Source organism: Actinomadura sp. NPDC000600 (assembly GCF_040492135.1).
GTDB lineage: Bacteria > Actinomycetota > Actinomycetes > Streptosporangiales > Streptosporangiaceae > Spirillospora.
In genome coordinates this window covers 37,671-53,514 of sequence record NZ_JBEUPD010000002.1, presented here as the reverse complement: position 1 = coordinate 53,514, position 15,844 = coordinate 37,671, and the positions used below count along the sequence as shown (strand labels likewise).

General features: G+C 72.4%; 19 protein-coding genes. 12 read left to right on the top strand and 7 right to left on the bottom strand.

From position 1 onward, the window contains the following. Positions 1–338 precede the first annotated feature (338 nt). Entirely contained in the window at positions 339–1,322 is a 984-nt protein-coding gene (locus ABWI07_RS03070) for a serine/threonine-protein kinase (RefSeq protein WP_353817537.1), read from the top strand. Between the two features lie 59 nt (positions 1,323–1,381). Here the strand turns inward: ABWI07_RS03070 and ABWI07_RS03065 are convergent, their stop codons facing one another. Together ABWI07_RS03065 and ABWI07_RS03060 are read right to left on the bottom strand one after the other, a co-directional pair. Next, positions 1,382–2,074 carry a class I SAM-dependent methyltransferase gene (locus ABWI07_RS03065; RefSeq protein WP_353817536.1) on the bottom strand — a complete coding sequence of 231 codons (693 nt, stop codon included), beginning with the start codon at positions 2,072–2,074 and terminating at the stop codon, positions 1,382–1,384. Between the two features lie 86 nt (positions 2,075–2,160). Continuing rightward, the gene (locus ABWI07_RS03060; RefSeq protein WP_353817535.1) at positions 2,161–3,096 is read right to left on the bottom strand and encodes a helix-turn-helix domain-containing protein; all 936 of its coding nucleotides are present in this window, start codon (positions 3,094–3,096) and stop codon (positions 2,161–2,163) included. A 119-nt stretch (positions 3,097–3,215) separates the two neighbouring features. On the opposite strand from ABWI07_RS03060, the gene ABWI07_RS03055 reads away from it, so the two are divergent. The 4 genes from ABWI07_RS03055 to ABWI07_RS03040 all read left to right on the top strand — a co-directional run bounded on the left by ABWI07_RS03055 (position 3,216) and on the right by ABWI07_RS03040 (position 5,598). Continuing rightward, positions 3,216–3,959 carry a class I SAM-dependent methyltransferase gene (locus ABWI07_RS03055; protein ID WP_353817534.1) on the top strand — a complete coding sequence of 248 codons (744 nt, stop codon included), beginning with the start codon at positions 3,216–3,218 and terminating at the stop codon, positions 3,957–3,959. 80 nt (positions 3,960–4,039) lie between these two features. Further along, positions 4,040–4,654, top strand: a complete 615-nt coding sequence (locus ABWI07_RS03050; RefSeq protein ID WP_149260223.1) for a VOC family protein — start codon at positions 4,040–4,042, stop codon at positions 4,652–4,654. Positions 4,655–4,717: 63 nt separating this feature from the next. After that, positions 4,718–5,182 carry a helix-turn-helix transcriptional regulator gene (locus tag ABWI07_RS03045; protein ID WP_149260224.1) on the top strand — a complete coding sequence of 155 codons (465 nt, stop codon included), beginning with the start codon at positions 4,718–4,720 and terminating at the stop codon, positions 5,180–5,182. A 5-nt stretch (positions 5,183–5,187) separates the two neighbouring features. Next, a complete protein-coding gene (locus ABWI07_RS03040) occupies positions 5,188–5,598 on the top strand; it encodes a VOC family protein (RefSeq protein ID WP_149260225.1) in 411 nt (136 codons plus the stop codon). Positions 5,599–5,782: 184 nt separating this feature from the next. Here the strand turns inward: ABWI07_RS03040 and ABWI07_RS03035 are convergent, their stop codons facing one another. Continuing rightward, positions 5,783–6,142, bottom strand: coding sequence for a hypothetical protein (locus ABWI07_RS03035; RefSeq protein ID WP_149260226.1), 360 nt, complete (start codon positions 6,140–6,142; stop codon positions 5,783–5,785). Positions 6,143–6,319: 177 nt separating this feature from the next. Further along, positions 6,320–8,092 (bottom strand): ABC transporter permease, encoded by a 1,773-nt coding sequence (locus tag ABWI07_RS03030; RefSeq protein WP_149260227.1) that lies wholly within the window; start codon positions 8,090–8,092, stop codon positions 6,320–6,322. Positions 8,093–8,323: 231 nt separating this feature from the next. Here ABWI07_RS03030 and ABWI07_RS03025 point away from each other — a divergent pair, with 231 nt between their 5' ends. Continuing rightward, positions 8,324–8,794, top strand: coding sequence for a nuclear transport factor 2 family protein (locus ABWI07_RS03025; protein WP_149260228.1), 471 nt, complete (start codon positions 8,324–8,326; stop codon positions 8,792–8,794). Between the two features lie 121 nt (positions 8,795–8,915). Here the strand turns inward: ABWI07_RS03025 and ABWI07_RS03020 are convergent, their stop codons facing one another. Beyond that, positions 8,916–9,491 carry a TetR/AcrR family transcriptional regulator gene (locus tag ABWI07_RS03020; RefSeq protein ID WP_149260229.1) on the bottom strand — a complete coding sequence of 192 codons (576 nt, stop codon included), beginning with the start codon at positions 9,489–9,491 and terminating at the stop codon, positions 8,916–8,918. A gap of 58 nt (positions 9,492–9,549) precedes the next feature. On the opposite strand from ABWI07_RS03020, the gene ABWI07_RS03015 reads away from it, so the two are divergent. Beyond that, positions 9,550–10,707, top strand: a complete 1,158-nt coding sequence (locus ABWI07_RS03015; RefSeq protein ID WP_353817533.1) for an FAD-dependent monooxygenase — start codon at positions 9,550–9,552, stop codon at positions 10,705–10,707. A gap of 19 nt (positions 10,708–10,726) precedes the next feature. Here the strand turns inward: ABWI07_RS03015 and ABWI07_RS03010 are convergent, their stop codons facing one another. Together ABWI07_RS03010 and ABWI07_RS03005 are read right to left on the bottom strand one after the other, a co-directional pair. Continuing rightward, on the bottom strand, positions 10,727–11,524 hold the full coding sequence (locus tag ABWI07_RS03010) for a DUF2705 family protein (protein ID WP_353817532.1): 798 nt from the start codon (positions 11,522–11,524) through the stop codon (positions 10,727–10,729). Beyond that, the gene (locus ABWI07_RS03005; protein ID WP_353817531.1) at positions 11,511–12,452 is read right to left on the bottom strand and encodes an ABC transporter ATP-binding protein; all 942 of its coding nucleotides are present in this window, start codon (positions 12,450–12,452) and stop codon (positions 11,511–11,513) included. The genes ABWI07_RS03010 and ABWI07_RS03005 overlap by 14 nt, the downstream gene beginning before the upstream one ends. A 122-nt stretch (positions 12,453–12,574) precedes the next feature. Here ABWI07_RS03005 and ABWI07_RS03000 point away from each other — a divergent pair, with 122 nt between their 5' ends. The 5 genes from ABWI07_RS03000 (at position 12,575) to ABWI07_RS02980 (ending at position 15,844) form a co-directional block, all read left to right on the top strand. Continuing rightward, positions 12,575–12,874 (top strand): PadR family transcriptional regulator, encoded by a 300-nt coding sequence (locus tag ABWI07_RS03000; RefSeq protein ID WP_149260233.1) that lies wholly within the window; start codon positions 12,575–12,577, stop codon positions 12,872–12,874. Next, positions 12,871–13,638 (top strand): hypothetical protein, encoded by a 768-nt coding sequence (locus ABWI07_RS02995; protein ID WP_353817530.1) that lies wholly within the window; start codon positions 12,871–12,873, stop codon positions 13,636–13,638. The genes ABWI07_RS03000 and ABWI07_RS02995 overlap by 4 nt, the downstream gene beginning before the upstream one ends. A 156-nt stretch (positions 13,639–13,794) precedes the next feature. Further along, a complete protein-coding gene (locus ABWI07_RS02990) occupies positions 13,795–14,298 on the top strand; it encodes a protein-tyrosine phosphatase family protein (protein ID WP_149260235.1) in 504 nt (167 codons plus the stop codon). Between the two features lie 128 nt (positions 14,299–14,426). After that, positions 14,427–15,092 (top strand): maleylpyruvate isomerase family mycothiol-dependent enzyme, encoded by a 666-nt coding sequence (locus tag ABWI07_RS02985; protein ID WP_353817529.1) that lies wholly within the window; start codon positions 14,427–14,429, stop codon positions 15,090–15,092. 35 nt (positions 15,093–15,127) lie between these two features. Continuing rightward, positions 15,128–15,844 (top strand): class I SAM-dependent methyltransferase, encoded by a 717-nt coding sequence (locus ABWI07_RS02980; RefSeq protein ID WP_353817528.1) that lies wholly within the window; start codon positions 15,128–15,130, stop codon positions 15,842–15,844.

Here is a 15,844-nt window from a genome sequence, read left to right as displayed (position 1 = left end):
GACGGCGGAATTCGAGTTCCCCGCCCTGACCCGCTTCGTACGACCCGGAAGGCCGGAACCGATCACGGTTCCGGCCTTCTGACGGCAACCACCTCAGCGGGGCACTTCTCCCATCCGATTCCGGTGCGCCGCGCGTCCGGCCCTTACGGTCGGGACGTGACTCGTGAAAGCGGGCAGCCCCTCGTTCTGCTTAACGCTTCTTCGCCTATGGCCGAGGGTTGCCGTCCTGGGGTTAAATAGCCGTAGTATCCAATAGGCTTGATCAAGTTGCGCCAAGCGAAGGGTTTCCTTTGAAGGGGTCATGGCCTTGGGGCGTTGGTATTGGTCCCCTCGTCGTTGTGCTCTTTCTCGGCCTGGCCTTCCTGTTCGTGCTCACGACGCAGCGACGCTTCCGACGAGCGCGTCGGCAGATGGAGCAAGGGCCCTCGGCGCAGCGGACCGAGGTCTTCACGGCGACCGCTCCGCCGCACCAGTCGCCGGCGCCGACCATGGCAACGGGCGGGTCCGGCGCCGCCACCTTGTCGGCGGGGCGGTTCACGCCGCTGGAAGAACTCGGCCGCGGCGGCATGGGCGTGGTCTGGCGGGCCAGGGACGGCGTGCTGGGACGGCAGGTGGCGATCAAGCAGCTGCTCCCGCCGTCCGGGGGCTCTCCCACCGCCCAGGAGACCATGCGGGCTCGCATGCTGCGCGAGGCCAGGGCCGCCGCGCAGCTCGCGCACCGGAACGCGGTGACCGTCCATGACGTCCTCCTGGACCAGGGTTCGGTTCTCATCGTGATGGAGCTGGTCAAGGCCGTGTCGCTCGACAAGACGGTGGAGGCGGAGGGGCCGCTGCCTCCCGGACGGGTCGCCGCGATGGGTCTTGAAATGCTCGATGTGCTGGCGGAAGCACATGAACTCGGAATCATCCATCGCGACATCAAGCCCGCGAACGTCCTTGTCCAGAAGGACGGATCGATAAAGCTCGCCGATTTCGGGATCGCGCGGTTCGAAGGTGATCCGACGCTTACCGAGGCGGGCGCCGTCATCGGCACCCCGTCCTACATGGCCCCGGAGCAGATCCGGGGGCTCGAGAGTTCACCTGCCACCGATTTGTGGGGGCTCGGTGTCACGCTCTTCTACGCCGTCGAAGGACGGCCCGCTTTTGGTAGGCCGAGCCCGACAGCGGCAATGGCCGCCGTCCTGACCGAGCCGCCGCTCACTCCGCAGCGTGCGGGGTCTCCGCTGGGGCCGCTTCTGATGAGTCTGCTCGCGAAGGATCCCGCCGACAGGCCCGCAGCAACGCAACTACGGTCCGAGTTGTCGCAGCTCACGCGCATCTGACGCGTCGTTGCTCCAGCAACGGTGGCGATGAGCCGTCGGCCCGCAGGTCACGAGCAGGTTTATGGGAGTGGGGCGTAGAGGGAGTTGACGGCGGGTTGGCCGGTGTAGTTGGGGCCGGCTTGGTCGTCGGCTCCCAGGTACCGGTACGGGAGGCGTACCTGTCCGTTTCCTCGGCGGGAGATCCGGTGGCGGGCTGAGTCGTAGGCGAAGCCCTGTGCGCGCAGTTCGGCGGTGAGCCGGCGGCCGGCGGGTGCTCCGTCCGCGCGGCGGATCGAGCGGGCGTCGAAGTTGGCGGCGAAGAGTCCGTCGCCGGTGAGCCAGGACGCGACGCGGCTCAGGGCGTCGAGCTTGTCGCCCACGTAGTGCAGGCCGTGCACGCACGTGATCAGGTCGAAGCGGCCGCCCGGGACCCACTCGGTCACCGACCCGCTGATCAGGCGCACCATCGCGGGCAGGGGGCCCGGGACGAAGTGGTCCACGAGGTCGAGCCCGATGATCTCCACCTGTCCAGCCGGGCCGCGGTCGGTCAGGAGCCTGGCGGCCTCGACCGGTGCCCGTCCGCTGCCGCAGCAGAGGTCCAGCCACCGGACGGGCGTCGACGCCCTGGCGCGGGCGCTCATCTCGGCCATGACGTCGATGCCTAGTTCTCTGCCATAGCCGTTGGAACCGCTGAGCGACCGTTCGCGGTTCATCGTGCAGTTCGCCACGACCGACGATCTCGCCAGCGCGGAGTCATCGAGCAGCCGCGTCACACCGGCATTGTGGCCCATTTCCGCACGAAGAGCGGCATGACGCCGGTCGTGGTCGGGCGCGCGCGTTCCGGCTGGGCCGTTCAGGCTCATGGCCATGCTCGTTCGGCGCGGCGCCATCGCTGCGGGGTGACGCCGTAGCGGTTTCGGAAGCGGCGGACGAGGTAGGTGGCGTCCCGCAGGCCGGTCCGGGCGGCCACGGCGTCGAGCGGCAGGTCGGTCTCGCGCAGCATGCGCCTGACTTCGATCATGCGCCGTTCGGTGATCCATTCCAGGAGCGGGCGGCCCGTGCGCCTGCGGAGCACGGTCGTGAGGTGGCCGGGCGTGTAGCCGAGCGCGCGGGCGACGTCCGCGGCGGAGACCGGTTCGCGGAACGTCGCCTCGATCTCGGCGAAGACCTGCTCGACGAGCGGGTCCGGCGGGGCCGGGGCGGCGGGAGCAAGTCGCGCGGCCGCGACCAGGAGCCGGGTGAGCGTGGCGGCGATGGCCTCACGGGCACCGAGACGGCCCGGGTCGGCGAGTTCCCCGGCCAGGTCCGCCAGCAGCGCCGGCCAGATCGCCCGGTCGGCTTCGGGGACCCGGCCCTGGCCCGCGCCTGGGACGAACAGTGCGAGGAGGGGGTGGTGCGTCCACGCCAGCGGGGAGACCGAGGCCAGGGCGGGGACGGCGTCCGGGGTGAACGCGACCGTCCACGCGCGGCTGCCGGCGAGTTCGGTGATGCTCGTGACGCCGATGACCTGCCCCGGCGACAGGGCGTGGACCTCGCCGGCGCGAAGCGGCCTTTCGGCGCCGTCGATGACGACCGAGCCCACGCCGTCCTCGATGTAGACCAGGACGAGGAAGTCGTGGGCGTGCCGGTGGTCCGGCGGCAGATCGGCGTGGGCGGTCCCGGTGTCGAAGCGGGTCACCGAGACGGGAGGCAGGCCGGGACGCTGCTGGTAGCGGTAGACGGGCGTGCCGTCGAGCCGCACCGTGCGCAGCCGCGACGGGAAGCCCAGCGAGGCACCGTCCGAAGAATGTCCCACGATGCCCAACGTATGTCCTGCTCGGAGACCGCGGAATGTCCAAGACTCGAAGGTGACGGCACCGGGTCTGGCGCGGGCTCGCCGCGGGCAGACCTCTACCGAACGCACAAGGGGCACCCATGGACGTACGCATCCTCGACAAGCGGACCCCCGAGGAGCGGGACCGCCCGTTCCTGCCGGGCGCGGGCAAGACCTGGCTCCTACCGTTCTATGACGTCTTCTCCAGGGTGGCGGGCGTCCGCGCGCTGCACGAGCGCGCGGCCGGCCTCGCCGGCGTCGCGCCCGGCCAGGCGGTGGCCGACGTCGGCTGCGGCACCGGCAACCTGTCGTTCGCCGTGCTCGCGGCCCAGCCGGCCGCGCGGGTGACCGGCCTCGACCCCGACGGAGACGCCCTGCGCAGGGCCGCGCGGAAGGCGCGCCGCCGCGGCGTCGATCTCACCATCGTGCAGGGATACGCCGACCGGATCCCCGCGGAGGACGCGTCGCTCGATCATGTGGTCTCGGCACTGGCCCTGCACCACCTCGATGACGACGGCCGGACGGCGTTCGCGCGTGAGGCGCTGCGTGCCCTTCGTCCGGGAGCAAGGGTCACCATCGCCGACTTCGGCGGCCCCTCGTCCGAGGGTGAGCACGCCGGCCACTCCGCGCACGGCCACGGTCCCCGCCTGGGCCACGTCCTTCGGCACCTGCCCGGCCTCAAGCGTTCCCGGACGGCGCACAGCCCGGTCGTGTCCCGCGACCGTGGCAACGGCGTCGTCGCGCTGCTCGCCGAGGCCGGGTTCGACGACGCCCGGGAGGTCGCGCACGCCGACCTGAGGTTCGGCCGGGTCACCTTCGTGCAGGCGACCCGCCCCTTGGACTGAGAACCTGACGGCAGGGCGGGTTCCGGAACGGTCAGGAATCGAGAAGCGCCGGCCGTGGAGCCGCGCCTAGCGTGACCGGCATGACTTCCATCGACTACGTCACCCTTGAGGTGGCCGACCCCACCGCCGCCAAGTCCTTCTACACCGAAGCCCTCGGACTGGACTCGCAGGTCCGCCTGCAAGCATCGGAGCCGCCGTCCACCGGGTTCCGCGGGTTCACGCTGTCGCTCACCGTGTCCCAGCCGGGCAACGTCGACCTGCTCATCCAGGCCGCCCTGGACGCCGGCGGCTCGGTGCTGAAGCCGGTCGCGAAGTCGCTCTGGGGCTACGGCGGAACCGTCCAGGCCCCGGACGGTTCGATCTGGAAGGTCGCGACGTCCAAGAAGAAGGACAAGGCCCCGGCCACCCGGGAGTTCGACGCCACGGTGCTGCTGCTGGGAGTCGAGGACGTGGCCGCGAGCAAGCGGTTCTACCTCGACCGCGGCCTCACCGTGGGGAAGAGCTTCGGCAGCAAGTACGTCGAGTTCGACTCCGGGTCGAGCCCCATCAAGCTGGCGCTCTACAAGCGCCGTGCCCTCGCCAAGGACGCCGGCGTCCCCGAAGAGGGCACGGGCTCGCACCGCATCGTGATCGGCGGTGACGCCGGCTCCTTCACCGACCCGGACGGGTTCGTGTGGGAGACCCCGTCGCCCTGAGCCGAAGAAGGCCGCGCCCGTCGCGGCCCAGGTACGCGCCGACATCGACGGAAGGAATCCCCCATGTGCTACCCAGGATGGGCGAGCGCGCAGATCGAGGCGCAGCGCCTCAGCGACCTGGCGCGGCTCCGCCGCGTTCGGGACCGGATCGACCGGGAGTACGCGCAACCGCTGGACGTCGAGGCGCTCGCGCGCGGCGTCCACATGTCTGCCGGGCACCTCAGCCGCCAGTTCCGCCGCGCGTACGGCGAGTCGCCGTACTCCTACCTGATGACGCGGCGCATCGAGCGCGCGATGGCGCTGCTGCGTCGCGGCGACCTCAGCGTGACCGACGTGTGCTTCGCGGTCGGCTGCTCGTCCCTGGGCACCTTCAGCACCCGCTTCACCGAGCTGGTCGGTGTGCCGCCCAGCGTCTACCGGCGGCAGGCGGCGAACGGGGCGGAGGGGATGCCGGCGTGCGTCGCGAAAGGGGTGACGCGACCGGTCAGGAATCGAGAAGCGCGGGTCGCGGAGCCGCAACTAGCGTGATCGGCATGGACATCACCGTTCACGCGAGCTTCCTTCCGCACGACGACCCGGAGGCCTCGCTGGCCTTCTACCGCGACGATCTGGACTTCGAGGTCCGCAACGACGTCGGCAAGGGCAAGATGCGCTGGATCACCGTCGGGCCGAAGGGCCAGCCCGACACGTCCATCCTGCTGGCGCCGCCGGCCGTCGGCCCCGAGTTCACCGACGAGGAGCGGCGCCTCATCGCCGAGATGATGGCCAAGGGCACCTACGGCTTTATCCTGCTGGCCACCGGGAATCTCGACGCCGCCTTCGAGAAGGTGCAGGCCGGCGGAGCCGAGGTCGTCCAGGAGCCGACCGATCAGCCGTACGGGATCCGCGACTGCGCCTTCCGCGACCCCGCGGGCAACCTGGTCCGCATCCAGCAGCGGCCCTGAGCCGTCCGGCGCACCACGTCCGTCTGCGGCGAGCAGGCCGTCCCGGTCGAGCGGCCGACGGGCCTCCGCGCGGCGGCGCGGGCGCCCGTCAAAACACCCCGGGGCCTCATGGCCCGGGGCGTTTCGACGACGCCGGAACCCCGCTGGTCCCGCGGGCTCCACGCCTGGCGCTCTGTCGGCCGGGCTAGGCTCCCACGGCCGTGAGCCCGCGCTCGTAGTCGCCGAGCCACCGCTTGATGCTGTCGCCGACGGCGAGCATGTCGAGGCGGTAGTGCTCGACCAGCACGCTGCCCTGGGCCATCAGGTCGCGGTGCGCCTGATCGTCGAGCAGCTCGAATACCTGGGTCACCTCTCCCTTGATGATGACGAAGCCGCTTTCGATCTCGGAGTCGCCGCTGCCGAGCATGAAGGGCTCGAAGTAGGTGAGCTTCCCGTCCTTGACGAGGCCGCTGTAGTGCTCGACGGACTTCTGGAAGAGGGCCATCGCGTCCTTCTCGCGTCCCTGCCGCGGCGCGCCCCACCTGATCAGAATCCCGGTTTCCATGAACGTCTCCCCCCCGGTTCGCTCGCTTTGGCCGCGTGGAGCCGGTTGCCCCGCGACCACGTCTCCTTCCACCAGAACACACCCCCGGGCCCGGCGGGCTAGGGCCGAAGGTCCCCCGTCCGCGCCCCCTCACGGAGCCCGCTCACCGCCCGCGGGCGGACGGCTTCGGGTTCGGGCTCAGGGCGCTTCGGCGCTGAGGGTGCGTGCCACGGAGCGGCGGGCCGCCATGCGCGCGGGCAGGGCGGTGAGCGCCGCCGTGGCCAGGAGCGACACGAGCGCCGCGGCGCACAGCCACCAGGCGGGCGGCGCGCTCAGCTCACCGGCCGCGAGGACGCCCAAGGGGATGCCGATGACGGTGCCGGGCAGGGTCGGCAGGAGTTGCGCGGTGGACAGTCCGGCCGTGACCTGCCCGGGGGTGGCGCCGAGGGCGCGCGCGACGGCCATGGTGCGGCGGGTCTCCAGCGCGGTGGTCCAGGCGATCGTGATGATGTTCACCGCGGCGAGCACGGCCAGCGCGACGGTGACGGCGAGCAGTGCGTGGCGTCCTTGCTCGACCTTCACGTTGCCCAGCTTGGAGGATCCCAGGCCGTAGTCGTAGACGGGCTGGGCGTAGAGCATCAGCATGCCCGTCGCACCGATCATCGTGATCGCGATGCTCCAGGCGTGCAGGACGGCGCGGCCGGGACGGCGGGCGATCAGGCGCAGTCCCAGCAGCAGCGGGGTCGGCAGCAGCGCCGACACCCTGTTCAGCCGGGCCCGGCGCTCGGGCCGGCGGGCGGTGCCGGCGAGCGCGGTGACGGTCTCCGTGCGCAGAGCCCGCACGGTCGGGGCGAGAGTGGTCAGGACCGCCACGGCCAGGGCGACGACGGTCGTGAGCAGGACGGTGTCGGCGCTCGGGCCGGCGGCGGCGGTGAGCAGGCTCCCCGAGGGGTTGACGACGGCGGGCGCGGCCAGCCGGGCGATCACCAGGCCCAGCGCGTCCGCGAGCAGGGCCAGCGTCAGGTACTCGGCGAACAGGACGGCGGCGACCAGGCCGGGAGTGGCGCCGACGGCCTTGAGCAGCCCGACGCGGCGGGTCTGCTCGGCGGCACGTCCTGCGGCCAGCGTGGCCACGCCGGCGATCGCCAGGAGGCTGAGCAGCCAGCTGCCGACGACCAGGACCGGCTGGCTGTCCTTGAGCAGGACCCCGTCCTGCTCGGCCATGAACTGCCAGGTGAAGAAGTTGGTCGGGTACTCGTCGCTGTAGGGGCGGCGGGAGACCACGAACTCCCGGGCGGCGGCGGGGTCCCGCAGCTTCAGGTAGAGCAGGGAGGTCACCGGGAGGTCGGCGGCCGCCAGCACCCGGGCGTCGGTCCGGCTCACCCAGACCAGGCCGTTGGCGTCGCTCGGCCCGCCGCCCGGCCCGTTCATCGCCGCCCACGGGTAGACGGTGTGCGCCGAGGTCACGGCGATCCCGGCGACGGGAAGCGAGCGGCCGGCGACCGTGACGCGGTCGCCGACCCGGACGCCCAGTGCGGCCGCGAAGCCGCGCTCGACCACGACGCCTCCCGGGCGGACCCAGCCGCCCGAGGTCACCAGCGGGCGATCGATCGGGCCCGGGGCCGCGTCGGCGCCCTGCGCCACCGCGCGCGACGTCAGGCCGTGCGCCGTCAGCGCCGTGTAGTACTGGCGGTACGGCCCGCTGTGGCCGGCGACCCCGGGAGCACGCTCCAGCGCCGCCATGGCCGAAGCCGCGGTCCGCCCGGTGCCAGGGGTGAGCGCTACGACGTCCGGTCCGGCCGTGGCCGCGCGGGTCTGGCGGAAGAGCGTGTCGGTCGCCTGTCCCAGTGACAGCCCCAGGGCCAGCGTGGCGGTGGCGGCGGTGATCGAGACGAGGAGCATCGCGGCCTGGACGGGATGCCGGCGTACGTCGGCCGTCACGAGGCGGAACACCAGCACCATCCGGCCCATCGCGCTCAGCCCCCAGCCCGGTTCAGGTCGTCGAGTCCCCCGCCGCCGCGCCCTGCCGACTCGGGAGGCGCCACCGCTAACGGTTAGCCATAGATTGTCGCGATCTTCCGAGATCGTCAATCGGGACCGTCGCACTCGCCCGCGACCGCGCGGACGGAAGCCCTCATGGCACCGGCGCCGATTCCAATTAGTTCGTTGACGAATAATTCGTCAGTGAATTACCTTGATGCCATGCCAGAACCCCTGACCCCCCGCGAGGTCTTTCTGAAGCTCGTGCACGGCGTGTGCGAGGAGCGCTGGGAAGAGGTGCTCGACCTCTACGCCGAGCAGACGCACGTGGAGCACCCGTTCCACCCACTCGAGGCGCCCCCGCTGCGGTCCCGCGAGGAGCTGCGCGAGCACTTCGGCTTCAACGCCCCGCCCGGTGCCCACACGGGGCACACACTGCGCCGCCGGCCGACCGGCATCACCGTCCACGAGACCGCGGATCCCGAGGTCATCGTGGCCGAGTTCCAGTACGAGGGGACCGTGGTGGAGACCGGCGAGCCGTTCGCGTTCCCGGGGGTCTTCGTCCTGCGGGTCCGCGACGGGAAGATCGTCGAGTCCCGCGACTACCTCGACCACCTGCGCTCCGCCCGGGCCCGCGGCCAGCTCGGCGAGGTCCTCGACGCCGTCCGGCAGCACCACACGCCTGACAGCTGAGGCCCTGCCCGGCACCGTCCTGGACGCGCGCGGTCACCACCCACGCCCCGGCGGTGGAGCGGTGCGCGCTCGCCAACTGGCCTGACGGGCGCGACCTCCTGCGGCCCCTGCTCAGGCGCGGCTATGAGGAGAGGGCGCCGTGCACGATCGAGTGCGCGATGCTCCGTACGAATTCCGCGCTCACGTACTCGGGGGGCGCGGTGACGAGGGTGAACAGCGCGCCGCCGTACAGCGCGATCAGAGTGGGGATCTTCTCGGTCGGGATGGCGAGGTCGAGCTCGGCATGATGGCCGGCGGTGAAGCGCACCGACGCGTCCTGCAACCCCGCGAGGGCCGCGGCCAGGGCCGGCCGCCGTGTCGCCTCCAGCTGGAGTTCGAAGATCGCGAGATAGCGGGTGCGGTGCGCGGTGGCCGCCGCGAGCAGTGACTCCGTCAGCAGCTCGGTGATTCCGGCGCCGCTCGCCCTTTCGGGGCGGGCGGCGTCGTCCATGTCGGCGTGGTGCAGCTCGACGACGCGTTCCGCGGTGGCCACGAGGAGCGCTTCGCGGCTGGGGAAGTAGTTCGAGGCCGTTCCCTGGGGCACCCCGGCGGCCTTCTCGACCGCGCGATGGGTCACGCCATGCGCACCGGACGCCGCGAGCAGGTCGATGGCGGCATCGGTGAGGTCTCGGCGCCGTCCGGGGTTGGTCCGCGGCACCCCGTCATCGTATGGCAGTCTTCGTACTAGTACGATCGTAGTGGTAAGGAGCGAGTCCGTGCGCGTAGTCGTGGTGGGAGCCGGTCTGGGCGGCGTCTCGGCCGCCGTCGGCCTGTGTCGGGCCGGGCACGAGGTGGTGCTGTACGAGCGCGGCGCCGAACTCCGGGAGGCGGGCACCGGCGTCGTGATCATGCCGAACGGCGTCCGCGCGCTCGACGCGCTGGGGCTGGGCGACGCCGTCCGCTCCGGCCGCGGCGAGGAGACGCCCGCCGCCACCGGCGGGCTGCGGGACTGGCGGGGGCGGCCGCTGCTGGTCACGGACGCGGGAGAGGCCCGGCGGACGGTCGGAGCCCCGGCCGTCGTGGGCCGCACGGAACTGCACCAGGCGCTGCGGGCCCCGCTGCCACCCGAGTCCGTGCGCACGGGGACCGCGATCGAGCGGCTGGACCCCGCCGAGAGCGGCGTCGCGGTGATCAGCGGCGGCGAGCGGGTGGACGCGGCGGACGCGGTGATCGTGGCCGACGGCATCGGCAGCACGCTGCGCGTCCGGCTCTTCCCCGGCCACCCCGGCCTGCGGCGGGTCGGCCGCCTGGACCTGCGCGGAACGCTGCCCGCACCCGCCGGCCTCGACGTCACCGACCTCCTGGCCGGCATCCTCGTCGACCGGCGCACCGGGTCGATGTTCGGCCTGTTCCCGCTGAGGGACGGCGGCCTGTACTGGTTCACCGACTCCGCATTGCACGGAACCCCGCCCGCCCCAGACGAGGCACGCCGGCAGATGCTGTCCCTGATGGCCGACTGGCATCCGGCGGTCCCGGCCCTGATCGAGGCCACCCCGCCCGCCGACGTCTACGTCGACGCGATCGCCTGCCTCGCCAGACCGCTCCCCACCTACGCCCTCGGCCGGATCGCCCTCCTCGGCGACGCCGCGCACGCCATGACCCCCGACCTCGGTCAGGGCGCCAGCCAGGCCTTCGAGGACGCCGCCGCGATCACCCGCCATCTGGAGGACGCCGGACCGTCGCAGGTCGCCGAGCGCCTGCGCCGCTACGACGCCGAACGCCGCCCCCGCGCCAACCGCCTCATGGCGCAAGCGTCCCGGCAGTCGTGGCTGACCTCGAGGACCGGCGCCACCGCCTGGCTCCGGGACGCCGCCCTCCGCGCGATCCCCGACCGCCTCGCCACCCGCCAACTGGCCGCCCTCTGGCAGGCCTGACGCGAACGCCGTCTCCGCGTCATGCCGCCGGGTCCCGTCTTGCGAGGACGAGGGCGGCAACGGCGGCGGCCAAGCCGATCGTGACGAGTTGGGCGATGGTTCCGGTGGCGAGGTGGGTGGTGCCGGACGGGTCGAACAGGTGCGTCCAGGCCTGCCAGTAGTGCACGGGGAGGACGACCGTCACGGCGTGGAGCGCGGATTGGCCGTCGAGGATGGTCGCCATGACGACGAAGGCGATGGCGGTACCGAGGGCTTCGGCGCCGCGGGGCAGGAGCAGGCCGAGCGCGAGGGCGATCGCGGCGATGCTCAGCATGCAGAGGACGGTGTAGCCGCCGGCGGCCAGGACGCGGGCGATGGCGTCGCCGGTGGTGAGGGCGGGCGCGTCGATGATGTGGAAGGGATGCCAGCCGAAGAGCGCGAGGCCGCTCAGCAGGCCGGCCACCAGCACGCACGCGGTGGCGGCCACGGTGACGATCGCGACGGCGGCGAGCTTTCCGGCGAGCAGCCGTGAGCGGGTGACCGGGGCGACGTAGAGGTAGCGCAGTGTCCCCCAGTCTCGGTCGGCGGATCCGATGGCCGTGGCCAGAAGCGCGACCACGATGGGAAGCAGCAGGGGGGCGATGAACTGGAGGCTCGCCATGGCGTGGTTGAGGGCGGAGTAAGGGGCCGCGCCGAACAGGCCGCCCTGGGTGCCGTTGCGGTGCCCGGCATGGGACGCGGTCGCGAGCGCGGCCATGACGGGGACGGCGGCCAGGCAGGCGAGCGCCACGAGGGTGCGGACGCGGAGCAGTTGGCTGGTCAGTTCAACGCGCAGCATGCCCGTCGCCTCCTTGGGTGATGGTGAGGAACGCCTCTTCCAGGGACCGGCTCGCCCGGTGCACGCCGGCGACGCCGATACCGGCCGTGACCAGGGCGTGGACGAGATCGCGTGAGGGGACCCCAGGGGCGGCGACGGTGACTTCGCCGCCCTGGGCCGTGACGGTGGCGACGCCCGCCATCTCGCCGAGGACGGCGGCCGCCCGCTCGCCGTCGTCGACCTGGACGAGATAGGCGCCGGTATCGTCCAGCAGGTCGGCGAGGGGCCCGGCGGTGACCAGGCGGCCGCGGTCCATGACGACGACGTGGGTCGCCAGTTGCTGCACCTCGGCAAGCTGGTGGCTGGAGAGCAGCACCGCCGCTCCCCGTCCGGCCAGTGCCCGCAGGTGTTCGCGCAGAGCCCGCACCTCGGCGGGGTCCAGCCCGTTGGCGGGCTCGTCGAGGATCAGCACGTCGGGCGCCCGCATGAGCGCCTGCGCCAGCATCAGCCGCTGCTTCATCCCCATCGAGTAGCCCTTGGCCCTGCGGTCGATCGCCGGGCCGAGTCCGGCGAGGTCGAGCGCGGCGTCCAGCGCGGGCGGCGGCCAGGCGCGCCGGGTCGCCGACCACAGCAGCTTCAGGTTGGCGAGGCCGGACAGGTGGGGCACGAACGCCGGGCCGTCGATGAGCACGCCGACGCGTCGGAGCACCGCGGCGCCGAGGCGAACCGGCCGCCCGAGGATCGTCGCGCCGCCGGCGTCCGGGGCGGACAGGCCGACCAGCATCCGCATCACGGAGGTCTTCCCCGCGCCGTTCGGGCCGAGCAGGCCGCAGATCTGGCCGGCCTCCACGGTGAGGCCGAGGCCGCTGACGGCCTGCGTGCGCCCGTACCGTTTGGACAGTCCACGGGCGCAGATCATCGGTGTCGCGGGGGTGGCGGAGGTTCTCATCACGGGCCTTCCAGGTCGGGGACGCGCCGGTCGCCTAGTACGCAGCACGTAGTACGCCACGAGTAGTACGCGGAACATAATACGTAATGCGTAGCATCGTGGCGCGTACTACGATCGGAGCCATGCACGGCAACGACGCGCAGATGCTGGTGCTCACCGTCCTCGCGAACGGTCCGCTGCACGGTTACGCGATCAACACGGCGATCGAGCGGCTCACCGGCCGTCGGCTCGGCCCGGGCAGCCTCTACGGCGCGCTGACCCGGCTGGAGGCGAAGAACCTCATCGAGCCGCTGCCCGAGGAAGGCCGGCAGCGCACGCTCCGCCTGACCCCCGAAGGCCGGACCACGCTGGAGCAGGAGTTGCGGGCGATGGCGCACATCGCCGCGGTCGGCCTGCGCGACCTCGGGGTGGGGACGGCATGAGGCTCGCGCCGCTGCTGCTCAGCCTGTATCCCCGTCCCGTCCGCGCGCGCTGGGGCCCCGATCTGGAGGCCGAGATCCGGGAGGCCCGCTGGCGAAGCCTGCCCGACACCCTGGCCGGCATCGCCGGCCTGTGGCTGCACCCGGTCGTCTGGCCGGGCGCGTCGCCGCGCCGGCGCAGGCTGCGGATGACGACCATGGCCGTGGCGGTCGCCCTCGCCTGCTGGTTCGCCTCGCTGGCCACCGCCGAACTGGGTGGACGGTCCGCGCAGGCCGCGGGGCACTCCCCGCTGATGTCAGCCGGGATGGCCCTGCTCCTCGCGGGCCTGGCACTCCTCGCCCCGTTCCCCGTCTTCCGCGCGCTCACGGCCACGTGCCGGATCGCCGTGTCCCGCCTCGCGGTACCGGCAGCGCTCGGGGCGGGCGCCGTCATCGCCGTCCGCGCCGGGGCCGCGAGCGAGCCGCACATCGTGCGGGCCGTCGTGCTCTCCTGCTGGTGGACGGCCCTGGCCCTGGGCGCCGTCCAGTCCTGCCGGACGATCGCCGCCGCCGGGCCGCACGTCGTCCCGCCGAGTGCCGGTCGTCTTCGCCTGGGCACGGCGTTCCTGACCGCGGGCGCGACGGCCAACGCCACCGCCCTTCTGGGCTTCTCACTGAACGACGGTCCCGACCCGGCGGCGACCGCGACCGGCCTCGGACTGCTCGGCCTGCTGACCACCCTCGTCCTGGTCCTCCGCGACACCCACCACCTGCCCACCCCCAAGTGACCACTCTTGGCCGTATGCACCAAGCGGGCCCGTTTTCCCCACACGCCGCAGCAGAGGCTGGAGTTCGGGGCGATCGGCGGGGCGGGTGGTACGGTGACGCCGTGACCAGTTGATCTTGCCCGGCCTGCTGCTGTCGGGCGGTGGCGGGAGTAGGCCATGCGGACCAAGGGCCGGGGAGCGCCTGACGCGGAGTCGCCCTGGGACGAGATCGTCCCGATGCTCTGGATGGGCGGGCACTACTACCGGGATCCGGCCGGTGTCCGGACGCCGGCCGTGGTCGGTCGCGAGTTCGATCTCGTGATCAGTCTGTACGTGCGCGAAGGGCACGGTCCGGACGCCGGGGTCGAGCACCGCCGTGTCGAGGTTCCGGACGGGCCGCTGACCGCCGAGCAGATCGAGGCGGTCTGCCGTGCGGCGGAGTCGGTCGCGGAGTCGGTCCGGCAAGGAAGGCGCGTGCTGGTCCGCTGCCATTCCGGCTACAACCGTTCCGGCCTTGTCATCGCCCATGCCCTCACGCTTCTGGGCCACAGCACCGACGATGCCGTCTTCCTGCTTCGGTATCGGCGGTCGAAATGGGCGCTGAACAACTCCCTGTTCGTGGACTACCTGAACACCGGACTCGACGTGGCGCGGCTGCTCACAGGCCTCGGCTCGACGTGAGGGCGGGCTGAGGCGCCGCATCGCTCGCAAGCGGGTTTCCTTCGACGGCGGGCGATGATTTCGGGCGGTGGCGGAGGTCCGCACTCGGGCAGGACACGCAGACCAGACCTCACACCAGGATGGCCGACATGACCGAGGTAACGCCGGAGACGGGCAAGCCGACACGCGCGGAGCTGTGGGGGCTCGTTCATGAGGAGCGGGCGGCGCTGGCGGCCGACCTCGCCGATCTGCCCGAGGCACGGTGGGCGACACCGTCGCTGTGCGACGGGTTGTCGGTCCGCGAGGTCCTCGCGCACCTCACCGCGGGGGCGAGCCTGGGGCCGGTGCGATGGATGGCGGGGGTGATCCGCTGCCGCTTCGACTTCGACAAGCAGGTGGCGATGCGGCTGAACGAGCAGTTGGGGGCGTCCGCCGCCGAGACCCTTGAGAGGTTCGGACGCGCCGTCACCAGCACCACCAAGCCGCCGCTGCCGGTCATGGCGATGCTCGGGGAGACGATCGTGCACGGCGAGGACATCCGGCGACCGCTCGGCATCCGCCGGGAGCACCCGATCACGGTGCTCACCCCGCTGGCCGAGTACTACGCCGACTCCGACCAGGTCGTCCTGGCCAAGGGCCGGATCGAGGGGCTGCGGCTCGCCGCGACCGACGGGCCCTTCACCGCCGGCTCCGGGTCCCCGGTGTCCGGCTCCACGCTGGCGCTGATCATGGCGATGACCGGACGCGCGGACTACTGCGACGAGCTCAGCGGGGACGGGGTGGCGACCCTGCGCGAACGCGGCGCCAAGGCGTGAGGGCCTCGGACGGGGCGGGGACGTAGGGTTGGGGGGTGTTTTCGGAGCGAGGGCCGTCCTTGTGGGAGCTCGCGGTTCAGGCGTTGTCGTCGGTGGAGCGCGGATATGACCTGCTCGCTCCCAAGTTCGACCACACGCCCTTCCGCACGCCCGACCACGTCCTGGACGCCACCGCCGACGCCCTGCGGCCGTTCGGTCCGTTCGGTCAGGGGCTGGACGTGTGCTGCGGAACCGGCGCGGGCATGCGGGTCCTCGGGCCCCTGTGCGATGGGCGGGTCACCGGGGTCGACTTCAGCTCGGGGATGCTCGAGCAGGCGCGGCGAGCACATCCGGATGCCGGGTGGGTGCGGGCCGACGTCCGCGACCTGCCCTTCCGGGAGGCCTTCGACCTCGCGGTCACCTTCGGGGCGCTCGGGCACGTGCTCCCGAGCGAGCGGCCGGCGCTCTTCGGCGGGGTGTACCGCGCCCTGCGGCCCGGTGGGCTGTTCGCCTTCCCTGTCGGTGCGCCGCCGCCCATCGCGTCCCTCCAGTATTGGGCGCTGCTCGGGTTCGACGTGGTCATGCGTGTCCGGAACGCCGTCTGGCGTCCCCCGTTCGTCATGTACTACCGGACGTGTCCGTTGCACGCGCTCCGCAGCGACCTGGCGGCCGCCGGGTTCACCGTGACGACCGTCCCCCTGACGGCCTTGGGCACGCGCGAGGACGGCACTCCGCGGGGGCGGCTCGTCCTGGCACGCAAACCCGGCGGCTGA

Bases quoted from the DNA above. Each gene is read 5' to 3' on its own strand.
- ABWI07_RS03055 (WP_353817534.1), top strand. From the start codon at position 3,216: ATGGACGTACGCATCCTCGACAAGCGGACCCCCGAGGAGCGGGACCGC.
- ABWI07_RS03050 (WP_149260223.1), top strand. From the start codon at position 4,040: ATGACTTCCATCGACTACGTCACCCTTGAGGTGGCCGACCCCACCGCC.
- ABWI07_RS03045 (WP_149260224.1), top strand. From the start codon at position 4,718: ATGTGCTACCCAGGATGGGCGAGCGCGCAGATCGAGGCGCAGCGCCTC.
- ABWI07_RS03040 (WP_149260225.1), top strand. From the start codon at position 5,188: ATGGACATCACCGTTCACGCGAGCTTCCTTCCGCACGACGACCCGGAG.
- ABWI07_RS03035 (WP_149260226.1), bottom strand. From the start codon at position 6,142: ATGGAAACCGGGATTCTGATCAGGTGGGGCGCGCCGCGGCAGGGACGC.
- ABWI07_RS03030 (WP_149260227.1), bottom strand. From the start codon at position 8,092: ATGGGCCGGATGGTGCTGGTGTTCCGCCTCGTGACGGCCGACGTACGC.
- ABWI07_RS03025 (WP_149260228.1), top strand. From the start codon at position 8,324: ATGCCAGAACCCCTGACCCCCCGCGAGGTCTTTCTGAAGCTCGTGCAC.
- ABWI07_RS03010 (WP_353817532.1), bottom strand. From the start codon at position 11,524: ATGCTGCGCGTTGAACTGACCAGCCAACTGCTCCGCGTCCGCACCCTC.
- ABWI07_RS03005 (WP_353817531.1), bottom strand. From the start codon at position 12,452: ATGAGAACCTCCGCCACCCCCGCGACACCGATGATCTGCGCCCGTGGA.
- ABWI07_RS03000 (WP_149260233.1), top strand. From the start codon at position 12,575: ATGCACGGCAACGACGCGCAGATGCTGGTGCTCACCGTCCTCGCGAAC.
- ABWI07_RS02995 (WP_353817530.1), top strand. From the start codon at position 12,871: ATGAGGCTCGCGCCGCTGCTGCTCAGCCTGTATCCCCGTCCCGTCCGC.
- ABWI07_RS02990 (WP_149260235.1), top strand. From the start codon at position 13,795: ATGCGGACCAAGGGCCGGGGAGCGCCTGACGCGGAGTCGCCCTGGGAC.
- ABWI07_RS02985 (WP_353817529.1), top strand. From the start codon at position 14,427: ATGACCGAGGTAACGCCGGAGACGGGCAAGCCGACACGCGCGGAGCTG.